This window comes from Alkalilimnicola ehrlichii MLHE-1, from assembly GCF_000014785.1.
Taxonomy (GTDB): domain Bacteria; phylum Pseudomonadota; class Gammaproteobacteria; order Nitrococcales; family Halorhodospiraceae; genus Alkalilimnicola; species Alkalilimnicola ehrlichii.
The window spans coordinates 754660-768393 of record NC_008340.1; the positions used below are offsets into that span (position 1 = coordinate 754660).

10 protein-coding genes are annotated in these 13734 nt (G+C 69.0%); 5 read left to right on the top strand and 5 right to left on the bottom strand.

Annotation, left to right across the window (positions count from 1 at the left end; genetic code table 11):
• Window positions 1–2022: an NAD-dependent DNA ligase LigA gene (gene ligA / locus MLG_RS03515; protein ID WP_011628430.1), complete on the top strand. Its 2022-nt coding sequence runs from the start codon at window positions 1–3 to the stop codon at window positions 2020–2022.
• Window positions 2023–2287: 265 nt separating this feature from the next.
• On the opposite strand, the gene MLG_RS03520 is transcribed toward ligA, so the two are convergent.
• Window positions 2288–4369, bottom strand: coding sequence for an EAL domain-containing protein (locus MLG_RS03520; RefSeq protein WP_011628431.1), 2082 nt, complete (start codon window positions 4367–4369; stop codon window positions 2288–2290).
• A gap of 12 nt (window positions 4370–4381) precedes the next feature.
• Complete coding sequence (gene epmB, locus MLG_RS03525; protein ID WP_011628432.1) at window positions 4382–5428, bottom strand: EF-P beta-lysylation protein EpmB; 1047 nt, start codon at window positions 5426–5428, stop codon at window positions 4382–4384.
• A gap of 128 nt (window positions 5429–5556) precedes the next feature.
• On the opposite strand from epmB, the gene efp reads away from it, so the two are divergent.
• Both efp and epmA read left to right on the top strand, forming a co-directional pair.
• Window positions 5557–6126: an elongation factor P gene (efp, locus tag MLG_RS03530; RefSeq protein ID WP_011628433.1), complete on the top strand. Its 570-nt coding sequence runs from the start codon at window positions 5557–5559 to the stop codon at window positions 6124–6126.
• Complete coding sequence (gene epmA, locus MLG_RS03535; RefSeq protein WP_408626107.1) at window positions 6059–7084, top strand: EF-P lysine aminoacylase EpmA; 1026 nt, start codon at window positions 6059–6061, stop codon at window positions 7082–7084. Before efp ends, epmA begins: the two co-directional genes overlap by 68 nt.
• A 7-nt stretch (window positions 7085–7091) precedes the next feature.
• On the opposite strand, the gene MLG_RS03540 is transcribed toward epmA, so the two are convergent.
• Window positions 7092–7457 carry a DUF3301 domain-containing protein gene (locus tag MLG_RS03540; RefSeq protein WP_011628435.1) on the bottom strand — a complete coding sequence of 122 codons (366 nt, stop codon included), beginning with the start codon at window positions 7455–7457 and terminating at the stop codon, window positions 7092–7094.
• Window positions 7458–7523: 66 nt separating this feature from the next.
• Between MLG_RS03540 and MLG_RS03545 the strand changes: the two genes are divergently transcribed.
• Together MLG_RS03545 and MLG_RS03550 are read left to right on the top strand one after the other, a co-directional pair.
• A complete protein-coding gene (locus MLG_RS03545) occupies window positions 7524–8378 on the top strand; it encodes a PHP domain-containing protein (RefSeq protein WP_011628436.1) in 855 nt (284 codons plus the stop codon).
• Between the two features lie 164 nt (window positions 8379–8542).
• A complete protein-coding gene (locus tag MLG_RS03550; protein ID WP_011628437.1) occupies window positions 8543–9730 on the top strand; it encodes an acetyl-CoA C-acyltransferase family protein in 1188 nt (395 codons plus the stop codon).
• 108 nt (window positions 9731–9838) lie between these two features.
• Here MLG_RS03550 and MLG_RS03555 read toward each other — a convergent pair whose 3' ends face one another.
• Window positions 9839–12010 (bottom strand): putative bifunctional diguanylate cyclase/phosphodiesterase, encoded by a 2172-nt coding sequence (locus MLG_RS03555; RefSeq protein ID WP_011628438.1) that lies wholly within the window; start codon window positions 12008–12010, stop codon window positions 9839–9841.
• Between the two features lie 57 nt (window positions 12011–12067).
• Window positions 12068–13663, bottom strand: a complete 1596-nt coding sequence (locus tag MLG_RS03560) for an HDOD domain-containing protein (RefSeq protein WP_198003238.1) — start codon at window positions 13661–13663, stop codon at window positions 12068–12070.
• Window positions 13664–13734 lie beyond the last annotated feature (71 nt).

The window sequence follows — 13734 nt, forward strand, 5'->3', positions numbered from 1 at the left end:
ATGGCGCAAACGGGAACCGACCCGCAGGCCCGCATCGAGGCCCTGCGCCGGGAGATCCGCGAGCACGACCACCGCTATTACGTGCTGGATGCGCCGGTGATCGCGGATGCCGAGTATGACGCCCTGATGGCCGAGCTCCAGGCCCTGGAGGCGGAGCACCCCGAGCTGATCACCCCGGACTCCCCCTCCCAGCGGGTGGCCGGGCGCCCCGCCGAGGGGTTCGGCGAGGTGACGCATGCCGAGCCTATGCTCTCGCTGGACAACGCCTTCGAGGAGGCGGACCTGGCGGAGTTCGACCGCCGGGTACGCCAGGCCCTGGGCCTCGACCCCGTGGTCTATGTGGCCGAGCCCAAGCTGGACGGGCTGTCGGTGAGCATCCGCTATGAGGACGGCCGGTTGGTGCGGGCCGGTACCCGCGGCGACGGCCGGGTGGGGGAGGCGATCACCGAGAACGTCCGCACCATCCGCAGTGTGCCCCTGCGTCTGCGCGGCGAGGGCTGGCCACCGGTGATGGAGGTGCGCGGCGAGGTGGTGATCCGCCGCGCCGATTTCGAACGCCTGAACGAACAGCGCCTGGCGGACGGCGAGCGCCCCTTCGCCAATCCGCGTAATGCCGCCGCGGGCAGCCTGCGTCAGTTGGATCCGCGGATCACCGCCCGCCGCCGACTCACCTTCTTCACCTTCGGGGTCGCCGCCGCCGGGCGCCTGGCCGCCAGCCACCATGAGGTGCTGGACAAGCTGGCCGGGTGGGGCTTTCGGGTCAATGAGCGGGTGGAGCGGGTGCGCGGCCTTGACGGCTGCCGCGAGTATTACCAGCGACTGCTGGCGGATCGCGACGAACTCTCCTTCGAGATCGATGGGGTGGTCTACAAGGTGGATGACCTGGATGCCCGCGAGGAGCTGGGCTTCACCGCCCGCGCCCCGCGCTGGGCCATCGCCTGGAAACTGCCGGCGCAGGAGGCGACCACGGTGGTGCGCCGGATCCTGCCGTCGGTGGGGCGCACCGGGGCGATCACCCCGGTGGCGGAGCTGGAGCCGGTGGGGGTGGGCGGGGTCACGGTGAGCCGCGCCACGCTACACAACCTGGATGAGGTGCGGCGTAAGGATGTGCGTAAGGGCGATACGGTGATGGTGCGCCGGGCCGGCGACGTGATCCCGGAGATTACGGCGGTGGTGACCGAGAAGCGGCCCGAAGGGGCGGAGCCCTGGGCGATGCCGGCGGAGTGCCCGGTCTGTGGCTCGGAGGTGTTGCGCCTGGATGACGAGGCGGTGCACCGCTGCATGGGCGGTCTCTATTGCCCGGCGCAGCGCGAGGGCGCCCTGCTGCATTTTGCCTCGCGCAAGGCCCTGGATATCGACGGCCTGGGCGAGAAGGTCGTCAGTCAGTTGGTGGAGCGGGGCATGGTGCGCTCGCCGGCGGATCTGTTCACTCTGGAGCACTGCCAGCTCGCCGGCCTGGAGCGGATGGGGGACAAGTCAGCCGACAACCTGGTCGCGGCGCTGGATAAGGCGCGGCGGACAACGCTGCCGCGGTTTCTGTATGCGCTGGGGATCCAGCACGTGGGGGAGGTGACCGCGCGGCGGCTGGCGGAGCACTTCGGGTCGCTGGAGGCGATCATGAATGCCGATGAGTCGGCGCTGGCGGAGACCCCGGACGTGGGCCCGGTGGTGGCGCAGGCGATTGCCCATTTCTTTGCCGAGCCGCATAACCGTGAGGTGGTGCAGGCGTTGCGTGCGGCCGGTGTCACCTGGGAGGAGGTGGATCCGGCGGAGCGCGGCGAGCAGCCGCTGGCCGGCAGGACCTTTGTCCTGACCGGGACGCTCTCGGGGATGACCCGGGATGAGGCGAAGGCGGCCCTGGAGGCGTTGGGGGCGCGGGTGAGTGGCAGTGTCTCGAAGAAGACGGACTATCTGGTGGCCGGGGAGAAGGCGGGGAGCAAGCTGGCCAAGGCGGAGTCGCTGGGGGTGGAGGTGTTGGACGAGCAGGCCTTGCAGGCGCTGCTGCAGGAGCATGGTCGCTGATTACCAGAGTGACTTGCCTTTCGGCAGCAAAGGGGGCTGGCTATGGCTTCGATCTGGGGGCCCTTGAGCTGGGCGTCGGCCCTGCGATTCAGGGGACGCCGTAAACCCTTGCAAGCTGCGCTTCCTGCTTCGCTTGCAAGTCCAGCCCGACCATCCATGGTCGGTCGTTCGCCGCAGTGCGGCTCACCCCTGAATCGGTGCCCCTGCACCCGGCACGGGCGGCGGTGCCACCTTTTCGGCGAGGTGGCATGGTCCTGCCCCTTTTTCAGAACACCATCTCCGAGAAGTCGTAGCTCATCTCGCGGGTCGGTTCCTGCAGGAAGTCGCCCTGCACGTAGTCGGCGCCGTATTCCCACATCAGCGCCAGTGCGGCCGGGCTGCCCAGGTAGCCGGCCACCACCTGTTGGCCCATCTGGTGGGCGGTTTCGATGATTTGACGGACCAGGCGCTGGTTCTCCTCCGTCTGTTCGATGTCGGCGGTGAGTGAGTCGTCCAGCTTCACCAGGTCGGAGTGCAGGTGCTTGAGCAGTTGGAAGGGGTTCAGGGCGCTGCCGAAGTGGTCCAGGGAGAGCTTGCAGCCCAGGCGGTCGAGCCCCTGCTGTAGGGCCTTGGCCTGATTGAGCTGGGTGACCACCACCGGTTCGTTGAGCTGGAAGACCAGGGTCGCCGGGTCGGCCTGGTGGTGTTCGAGTTCTTCGCTCAGCAGGTCGAGGAAGCCCGGGTCGGTGAGTGTGGCGCCGTCGAGCTTGACGAACAGGCAGACGCGCTTGCCCAGGCGCCGGCGCTCGGCCGCCAGGGCCACGGCCCGCCGGGTGACCCAGCGGTCGATTTCCCCGAGCAGCCCGGCCTGTTCGGCGTGGGGCAGGAACTCCAGCGGCTCGATCTCCCGGCCCTGCTCATCCGGCATGCGGATGCGCAGCTCGTAGAGTTCATCCCATTGGTGGCTCTCGGTCAGGGCGATGACCGGTTGGAAGACCAGGTAGAACTCGTCCTGCTCCAGGCAGTGCCGGACCCGCTCCCGCAGCCGTGCCTCGCGCTGCTGGGTCTCCATCACCTCCTGGCTGGAGGCGTGAAGCTGGACTTGGTTGCCACCGGCGCGCAGGGCGGTCTCGGAGGCGGCATAGGCCATGTCGATGGCGGCCTGGGCATTGTCGGCGTTGGTACCGACCATGGCGACGCCGATGGCACAGGTCACGGCGAGGGTGCTGCCGTCCACCTCGATCACCTGTTCCTCGATGTCCTGGCGCAGGGTCTCGGCCAAGTCCATGGCGTGGTCGATCTTGCTCCGCTCCAGCAGGATGGCGAATTCCTCGTCACTCAGCCGGCAGGGGATGTCCTCTTCGCCGACCTGTGCGCTGATTCGTTGGGCCACGTGCGCCAGGACCCGGTCCACCGCGGCCAGCCCCATGCGCTCGCGGATGTGGCTGAGCTTTTCCAGCTGCAGGTAAAGCAGGGCGTGACTGTTGCGGCCGCCGGCGTCGAGGTTGCGGGCGATGAGGCTGTCCAGGTGGTCCAGGAAGTAACTGCGGTTGTAGAGGCCGGTGGTGGTGTCCTGGCGGTTGAGCTGTTCCAGGTCGGCCTCCAGCTCGCTGACCTGCAGCAGCACCTGGGTGCAGGGCTCGTCCTCTACCATGGCGGGGGTGAGCGCCATGGTGACCTCCTCCGGGCCATCGGCGGTGAGAAGACCGATGGTGACCTCGTGGCGGGTGAGGTCGCCGCGGCTGAAGCGGCGCAGCGCCTCCTTGCACTTGCCCTGGTCGGCCTCCACCACCATGTCGAGGATGGGCGTGCCCTCAATGTCCGCCAAGTCGTCGTGGCCGAACTTTTCCAGGTAGGCCGGGTTGGCGTAGATGTGCATGCCTTCATGGACGTAGGCAATCGGGTCGCGCGAGCTGTCCAGCAGGGCGCGGCAGCGGCGCTCCGTCTCCCGCACCGAGGACTCCAGCCGGCGCAGGCGGCGGCGTTCCTGCAGGTGGTGCAGCTCCCGTTCGATGACCAGCTTGAGGTGCTCCAGGTCGCTCTTGCTGACCAGGTCTTGGGCACCCATCTGCATGGCGTAGCGGCGCTGCTCCTGGCTCGGTTCGTCGCAGGTGGCGATGACGGGGATGTCCTTACCGAACTGTTGGATGAGCTGGCGCGCGGTGTCCACGGGGACCTGGCGCAGGGCCAGGGAGCAGAGCATCAGGTCGGCCGGTTTCTCCTGGAGGGTCTCGCGCAGGTTGTCGATGCCGTCGATGCGCCGGGCACGCACGGCGTAGCCGCTGTTGCGCAGCACGCTGACGTAGATTTCGGCGTCGTTGGGCGATTCCTCGGTGATCAACAGCCGGACCAGCGGGTTCTGTCTCATGCCGGGGCGTCCTTATGGGCGTGAGTCGTTGATGTTACACGATGACCCGGCCAGCGGGGTGACCGGGGTCTTGGCGGGTTCCCCGGCCTCCTCCCGCACCAGTCGGGGCACCAGGTAGCCGGGCAGACGGGCGGCGAGTTCGGCCGCCAGGGCGCGGGCCCGGAGTTCCGTCACCTCGAAATGGGCCGCCCCCTGCACCCGGTCCAGCAGGTGCAGGTAGTAGGGCAGCACCCCGAGCTGGAAGAGCTGGCGGCTCAGCGCCGCCAGGGTGTCGGCGTCGTCGTTGATCCGGCGCAGCAGCACCGTCTGGTTGAGGAGCCAGTGACCGGCCTCCCGCAGCCGGGCCAGGGCGCCGGCGACCGTGCTGTCCAGCTCCTGGGCGTGGTTGCTGTGGATCACCCAGACCACCTCCCAGGGCCCCTTCAGCAGCGCCATCAATCCCGGGGTGATGCGGTCCGGCAGCACCACGGGCAGACGGGTGTGCAGCCGTAGCCGCCGGACCTGCGGCCGCTGCGCCAGGGCCTCGGTGAGCGTGGCCAGGCGCCGATCACTGAGGGTCAGCGGGTCGCCACCGCTGAGGATGACCTCGTCCACCTCCGGATGGGCGTCCAGCCAGGCCAGGGTCGCGCGCCAGTCGTCGCGCCCGGCTTGCGACTCGGTGTAGGGGAAGTGCCGGCGGAAGCAGTACCGGCAATGGATGGCGCAGGCGCCGGTGGTGATCAGCAGCACCCGCCCGTGGTACTTGTGCAGCAGGCCGGGGTTGGCCTCGGCGGCGGCGTCACCCACCGGGTCCGCGGTGAAACCGGCCGGGGTCTCGTGCTCGGCCGCCAGCGGCAGGACCTGGCGCAGCAGCGGGTCGTCCGGGTCGCCGGGGCGGATGCGGGCCAGCCACGGCTCCGGCACCCGCAGCGGGAACAGCCGGGCCGCGGATTCCGCCGCCGGCAGCAGGGTCATCGGCAGGTCCAGTCGCTGCAACAGCTCGCGGGGGTCGCGCACGGCTCGGGCCAACTGGCGCCGCCAGTCCGGAGGGGGCGAGGGTTGCGCTGAAGGTCTCGGCATGGCAGCCCGTGTTCTAAACAAGGCGGATTTCCGTTAGGATTCGGCGTCACTTTACATGAATCGGGGCTCGGGGAGGGCCCAGCCGCTGCCTTCCCGCCCGGTAACCGCAAGCGGACAGCAGGTGTCGAATGGCTCAGTACAGTACCAACGAGTTCAAGGGTGGCCTCAAGATTATGCTCGATGGTGATCCCTACACCATCGTGGAGAATGAGTTCGTCAAGCCGGGCAAGGGCCAGGCCTTCAACCGGGTGAAGGTGCGCAACCTTAAAACTGGTAAGGTCATCGACCGCACGTTCAAGTCCGGTGAGTCGGTGGAGGCGGCGGATGTCCTGGAGACGGAGATGCAGTTCCTCTACTCCGACGGCGAGTTCTTCCACATGATGGATCCGGAGACCTTCGAGCAGAAGGCGGCACCGGCCTCGGCCGTGGGTGACGCGGCCAAGTGGCTGAAGGAGCAGGCCATGTGCACCGTGATCCTGTGGAATGACGAGCCCCTGACGGTGGAGCCGCCGAACTTCGTCGAGCTGCGGGTGGTGGAGACCGACCCGGGCGTGCGCGGTGATACCTCCGGCGGTGGTGGCAAGCCGGCCACCCTGGAGACCGGTGCGGTGGTGCGTGTGCCGCTGTTCATTGAGGAGGGGGAGCTGCTTAAGGTGGACACCCGCAGCGGCGAGTACGTCGGCCGCGTCAAGGGTTAGGGCGTCCGCAGCGGTGACTGACTGGCGCCCCACGGCGGGGCTGGCGGCGCTGCGCCGGCGTGCGGCCTTGATCCGCCGTATCCGCGTCTTCTTCGACCGGCGTGGCCTGCTGGAGGTGGAGACCCCGCTGATGGCCACCGCCCCGGCCATGGATCCCAACCTGGACAGCCTGGCGGTGAGCCGGCCCGACGGCTGCCCGGCCTGGCTGCAGACCTCGCCGGAGTATGCCATGAAGCGGCTCCTGGCCGCCGGCAGCGGCGATATCTGGCAGCTTACCCGGGCCTTCCGCGGCAGCGAGCGGGGGCGCCTGCACAACCCGGAGTTCACCCTTCTGGAGTGGTACCGCGTGGGCTGGGACCACCACGCCCTGATGCAGGAGGTGGCCGAGCTGGCTGCCGAGCTGGCCGGGGAGCGGCCGGTGGAGCACTGGACCTACCGCGACGCCTTCCAGCACTTCGCCGGGCTGGACCCCTTCCAGGCCCCCCTCGACGTGCTCCGGGCCCGGGGCGGCGATAAGGGGCTGACCGCCGCCCTGGGGGAGGACCGGGATGCCTGGCTGGACCTCATCCTCTCGCGCGAGGTGGCGCCCCGGCTGGGCCGTGGGCGCTTGAGTTTTCTCACCGATTTCCCAGCCAGCCAGGCGGCGCTTGCCCGGCTGCGGCCGGGCGACCCGCCGGTGGCGGAGCGCTTCGAGCTCTTTATGGAGGGCATGGAGATCGCCAACGGCTACCACGAGCTTGCCGACCCGGCGGAGCAGCGCCGGCGCTTCCGCGCCGAGCAGCAGGCCCGCGACGCCAGGGGCGAGCGCTTGCCGGTGGATCAACGGCTGTTGGCCGCCCTGGAGGCGGGCCTGCCGCCCTGCGCCGGCGTGGCCCTGGGGGTGGACCGGTTGGTGATGGTGGCGCTGGGGGCGGAGTGCATCGACGCGGTGTGGGCGTTCCCCGACGAGCGGGCCTGAGCCGCGGTCAGCCGTCGGAGGGCTGCGCCGGTGCGCGCGGCCGCTGGTCCGGCCCCATCACCGTCCGGCCTTCCGGCATATCCAGTTGCACTCCCCGGCACTGTCGCCCCAGTAGTTGCACATAGCCGGGGCGGCGGTCAGCGCCGTCGACGCTGAATTCGAAGCGGTACTCCCGGCGCCAGGTCAGCCGCCCCGACGGGCCGCGGGCCGGACGAATGCGGGCGAGCGACACGGTGACATCCAGCAATTGCACGTCCAGACCACGGCACGCCCGGCGGGCGGCCCGCACCGCCTGGTCCCGGGCGCGCAGGGCGTCTGACCAGTAGAGGCCGACGGCAACGACGATCAGCAGGGTGACAAGGGCGGTTTCCATGGGTTCCGCTGCGGCTGATGGGGGCCTCCATGATACGCTGCCCGGCACCGAAACGAGACCCCGGACATGAGCGCCTGTATCGACCTGCACAGCCACTCCACCGCCTCCGACGGCCGCCTGACCCCGACGGAACTGGTGACCCGGGCCCGGGCCAAAGGGGTGGCGACCCTGGCGCTCACCGACCACGACACCACGGCCGGTGTGGCCGAGGCGCAGGCCGCAGCCGAAGAGCAGGGCCTTCGGCTGATTCCGGGGGTGGAGATCTCCACCACCTGGGCCCGGCGCGACTTCCACATCGTTGGCCTGGGCGTGGCGGCCCAGCACCCGGGGCTGCAGACGCTGCTGGCGGAGATCGACGCAATCCGCCGGGAACGGGCCCTCACCATCGGTCGGAAGCTGGCCCGGCACGGGATGCCCGGGGCCTGGGAAGGGGCCTCGGCACGGGCCGGGGCGGCCACCATCACCCGCAGCCACTACGCCGGCTGGCTGGTGGCCGAGGGCCATGTGAATACCCCCAACGAGGCCTTCCACAAATGGCTGCGCAAGGGCCGGCCAGCCGGGGTGAGCGTGCGCTGGCCCGGCATGGAGCGGGCGGTGGCCTGTATCCGCGAGGCGGGCGGGGTGGCGGTGCTAGCCCATCCGCTGGCCTACGGGCTCACCGGCGCCTGGATGCGCCGGGTGCTCACCGCCTTCCGCGATGCCGGGGGTGAGGCCATGGAGGTGGCCTGTGGGACCCGCCCGCGGCCGGTCGACGTGGCCCGTCTGGCGGAATGGGCCCGCCGTTATGCCCTGCTGGCCTCGCAGGGTTCCGACTTCCACCACCCGGACAACCCCTGGGTGGATCTGGGCCGGTTGCCGCGCCTGCCGGCTGATCTCACCCCGGTATGGCACCACCCGCGACTGTGCAATGCAGCATCCTGAGGTCTTCAGGGGTTTTTCTGACCGGGTAAATCAGGGATGCTTGGTTATACTGTGGTGCGTTAGGCTCGCAACCGAGGCCGAGAATAACGTATTCGAACTGGCGCCGCCGGCACTGTCCGGGGGGCGGTACTGGCAAGACTGCCAAATCAAGCAGGAGGAGTTGTATGTCTGACAGAGAAGTGGTTGTCCTTAGTGCGGCACGTTCCGCCATCGGTACCTTTGGCGGCACCTTGGCCGGGTTCGAGCCCGCTGACCTGGGTGGCCTGATCATCAAAGAGGCGGTGGCGCGCTCCGGTGTCGACCCCAATCAGATCAACTACACCACCGTGGGCAACTGCATCCCCACCGAGAGCCGCTCGCCCTATGTGGCCCGGGTGGCGGCGGTGCAGGGTGGGCTGCCGCACAACTCCACGGCGGTCACCGTCAACCGGCTGTGCGGCTCCGGCATGCAGGCCATCGTCTCCACCGCCCAGTCCATCCTGCTGGGCGATGCCGACTTCGGTGTCGGTGCCGGCACCGAGGTGATGTCCAAGGGCGGTTACCTCACCCCCTCGGCCCGTTTCGGCGCCCGCATGGGGGATGCCAAGATGGTCGACATGATGGTGGCCACCCTGACCGACCCCTTCGGCGTCGGCCACATGGGCATCACCGCCGAGAACCTGGCCGAGAAGTGGAACATCTCCCGCGAGGAGCAGGACCAGTTCGCCGCGGAGTCCCAGCGCCGTGCCCAGGCGGCCATCGAAGGCGGCTACTTTAAGGACCAGATCGTGCCGGTGACCATCAAGAGCCGGAAGGGCGAGAAGGTCTTTGACACCGACGAGCACCCGCGCTTTGGTGTCACCGTTGAGGATCTGGCCAAGATGCGCCCGGCCTTCAAGAAGGAGGGCGGCACCGTGACCGCCGGCAACGCCTCCGGTATCAACGATGCCGCTGCCGCCCTGGTGCTGGCCGACCGTGCCGCGGCCGAGAAGGCCGGTCACAAGCCCGTGGCGCGGATGGTGGCCTACGGTATTGCCGGGGTGCCCAACGACATCATGGGGGAGGGGCCGATCCCGTCGTCCAAGGTGGCGCTGGACAAGGCCGGACTGAGTATCGAGGACATGGACGTGGTGGAGTCCAACGAGGCCTTCGCGGCCCAGGCGCTGACGGTCATGAAGGGCCTGGGGCTGGACCCGGCCAAGACCAACGTCAACGGCGGCGCCATCGCCCTGGGCCACCCGGTGGGGGCCACCGGGTCCATCCTGGCGGTCAAGGCAATCCACGAGCTGCACCGCATCCAGGGCAAGTACGCCCTGGTCACCATGTGCATCGGTGGCGGTCAGGGCATCACGGCCATCTTCGAGCGCATGTGATCGCCCGCCCGCCCCGATACCGGGGTTGGCCGTGAGACGGGGCCCTGCCGTGGCGATGCGGCAGGGCCCCGTTCGGTTCAGGGTTCGGTTCAGGGCGGTGCGGGCGGGTCAGTGGCGGCTGGCCAGGTGTTCGCGCGCCCAGCCTTCCAGCAGGTCGACCGCCTCGTGGCCGCTCAGCGGATAGCTGAAGTAAAAGCCCTGCATGCGACCACACTGCAGGCGGCGCAGGTAGTCGAGCTGGCGTTTTGTCTCCACGCCCTCGGCCACCACGTTCAGCCCCAGTCCATGGGCCATGGCGATGATGGTCTCCACCAGGGTGCCTTTCTCTTCATTCTCGCGGATGGCGTGGACGAAGGACTGGTCGATCTTTAGGGCGTGGATGGGCAGCCGCTGCAGGTAGCCCAGGGAAGAGTAGCCGGTGCCGAAGTCGTCGATGGTGATGGTGACGCCGAGCCGGCTCAGGGTGCGCAGCTTTTCCACCACCGACTCCACGTCCCGCATGAGCAGATTCTCGGTGATCTCCAAGTCGAGCCGTCGGAGCGGGAATCCGGTTTCGTCGCAGATGGCCCGTACGCGGTCGACAAAGTCCCGTTGGTGGACCTGTAACGGCGAGAGATTGACCGCCAGGCGCAGGCCCTCGTTGCCATCCGGCCAACGCAGCAGCTCCTCGCAGGCGCTGCGCAACAGCCACTCACCGATCGGAAGGATCAGGCCGGTCTGTTCTGCCACCGGGATGAATTCCCGCGGGCTCACTTCGCCGGTCTCAGGGTGTTGCCAGCGGATCAGCGCCTCCATCCCCGTGACCCGGCCGCTGACCACGTCTACCTGCGGCTGGTAGGCCACACGGAACTCGTGCTGCTCCAGGGCCCGGCGCAGGCCGGTCTCCATGTTCAGATGGTGGTCGATGCGGCTGCCCATGGCCTGGTCGAAGAAGGTGTAATGGCCCTTGCCGTGCTCCTTCACGTGGTACATGGCCACATCGGCGTGCTTGATCAGGGTCTCCAGGGTCTCGCCATGCTCGGGGAACAGGGCGATGCCGATACTCACCCCCAAGAAGAGTCGGTGGTTGTGCACCATGAAGGGCTGTTCCAGGGCATCGATACACTTCTGCGCCACCCGCTCGACGGCCGGTCGGTCCGGGATGGCAGGCAGTAACAGGGTGAACTCATCGCCACCGAGCCGTGCCAGGGTATCGCCCTCGCGCAGACAGGCACGCAGGCGCTGGGCCACCTGCTGCAGGAGTTGGTCACCCACCGAGTGGCCCAGGCTGTCGTTCACCACCTTGAACCGGTCCAGATCCAGGAAGAGCACCGCCACTTCCTCGTTCCCGCGGCGGGCCCGGGCCAGGGCCTGAGCCAGGCGGTCCTTGAGCAGGGCGCGGTTGGGCAGGCCGGTGAGCAGGTCGTGGTGGGCCTGGTAGTGGACGATGGACTCCGCGTGTTTCCGATCAGTGACGTCGCGGGCGATACCGTAGGTGCCCAGGAACTGACCGGGGTGGGGTGCATCACCGTCGGCGTAGATGCCCATGGCGGTGAGGTCCACCGTGCGGGTGGGTTGTCCGGCGGCGCCGGGCGGGGCGAGCTGCAGCTCCAGGTTGTGGGTGGCGCGTTGGCCGGTGCGCCGCTCGTTGAAGCGGCGCTCGGCCACCGCGCGGTCCTCGTCGGCGATGAGGCACTGAAAATGCTCGCCGAGCAGGGTATCGGGGGTCATCCCCAGCAACCGCTCGGCGCTGCGGTTGATGAAGGTGAACCGGCCCTCGGCGTCCAGCACGTAGATGAAATCGGGGGAGTTGTCGACAATGAAGCGGTAGAGCCGCTCGGAGCGCTTGAGCCGGTGGCGGATCTGCTCGTTCTGGCGGGACAGGCGGCGCCGTTCCAGGGTGTTCTCCAGGGTCGCCAGCATGGCCTCGGGGGCGAAGGGCTTGCGGATGAACTCGCTGGCGCCCCGGCGCAACGCCTCAATGGGGGCCCGGCAGGTGGGGTCGGCGGTGAGGGCGATCACGTCCATGCCCGCGCGATGGTTGTGCAGCCACTCCATCAGGTCCAGGCTGGCGGTGTCCTCGGCCTGCATGTCCACCAATACCACCCCGTACTCCCGCTGCCGGACCAGGGTCCGGGCCTCCGCCGGGGTCTCCGCCGTGTCCAGGGGTATGCCGCGGGCGTTGGCCAGCATGTCCAGGCTCTCCAGCAGGCGCGGGTGCCGGTCCACGGCCAGGATCCGCTCGCTGCGTTCGTAGGCCGATGGCAGGGTGTCCATCTCTTCGGGTGGCGTCGGTGGCATGGCTTTCACGGTAAGCTGTCCTGACAGGCGCGACCCGTTCGGGCGGGCATGATGGGTTCAGGGGTTTGCCGGATTTCCGTCGACCGTCGGTTCCAGTTCGCTGATCAGCTCGCGGATCCGTTCGACCTCGTCGCGAAGGGCGCTGACCCCGCTCTGTCCGGGGTGGTCCGCCTCAAGCTGCTGTTGTAATACGCTCAGGTAATTCTGCATCACGGTAATCGGGTTTGCGGTTGCCTTGACCAATTCCGCTTCGCGGCGCCGCTGTTGCGCAGAGGCCTCCTCCCGCGCCTGCCGTACGGCCTGGTCCTCCCGCTGGCGGCGGGCGAGCAGGGCGCCGGCCTGGGCGGCGAAGGTGCGGAGCAGGGGGGCCTCCGCTTGCAGGGCCTGGAGTTGCCCGTGGCTCAGCCCCAGGATGAGTGCCGCCACCGGCCGGCCCTCACTGTAAAGGGGCAGCCCCAGGGCAGCTTCGCCAGGGAGCCGGTCGAGTACCTGGCGGTCCGCCACCGGCTGGTCGATGGCGCCGGGGTCGGGGGTCTTGAGTGGGGCGATGCGGTCCTCGAGCAGTAACGCGGCAATGGGGCTGGCCGCGGTTTCCAGCGGCAGGGAGAGTTCGCTGATGGCCGGGTCGTTGGCGGGCATGGCGGTAGCGCTCAGCCGCTCGCCGGTCTCGTCCACCTCCAGCACCAGCAGGTGTCGTACCCCGAACAGCAGGGCCACACAGATGGCGAGGCTCTCCAGGGTGTCGCCCTCGGCCAGCGCGGCCCCGAGCCCCCCGGTCAGCGCCGCGGTGCGGACCTGGTCCCCCAGCCGTTGCACCACCCGCTCATGGGCCCCCTTCAGGTCCGATGCCGCGTCGTCCTCGCCGAGCGCCGTGCAGGTCTTGGCCAGCTCGTGCTGCGCCGCGGTCACCAGGGTCTGGGTGTCCTCCCGGCCCAGGTCCAGCAACCGGGCGGCGGCCTGGCGACCGGTCACGTCCACTTCCGGGTGGTGACAGAGCAGGTTCGCGAGCGCCACGCAGCGGACCAGCGGGTGGGCGTGTTCCAGCGCCGGTACCGGCTGATGGTGGTAGCGCACGGCATCAATGAGCAGGGCCGGGAAGCCCCAGTCGGCGAGCAGTTCCGCCCCCACCTGGCTGTGGTCGCAGCCCCAGCGCGCCTGTTCCAACCCCTGTAGGCCACGGTCGGAGGCCTCGGCGTCCGCCAGCAGTCGTTGGTATTCCTCCGGGCGGGCCAGACCCATGACTGGTTTGCCCACATCGTGCAGCAGGCCGGCCAGGTAGGCGGTTTCCGGACAACTGTTGGCCCGGGCCCGGGCCAGTTCGCGGGCGAGCTGAGCGCAAAGCAGCCCGTGGCGCCACAGGGCCTCCACCCAGACCGGCTGGCCCCTGTCCAGGGCCTGGAAAAAGCCGCGCACGGCGGTGGCGACCGCCAGGGTGTTGATCCGGCTCAGCCCCAGCCGCGCGATGGCCTCGCGCAGGCTGTCGGTGGGCGTGCTGCGGGTATAGGCGGCGGCATTGGCGGCGCCGAGAAGCCGGGCGACGAGGGTGCTATCGCGGGCGATGATGGTCTCGATCTCCCGTGGTCCGGCGTCGCCCCGGGCGGTGGCCTCCAGCAACGACAGCACCACGGCCGGGAACGCGGGCAGTTCAGCCAAGCTGCTTCGGTGCAGGAATTCATTGGCGGGGACAGTCATGATGGTCAGTTTAGTAGACCATGAAAATAATC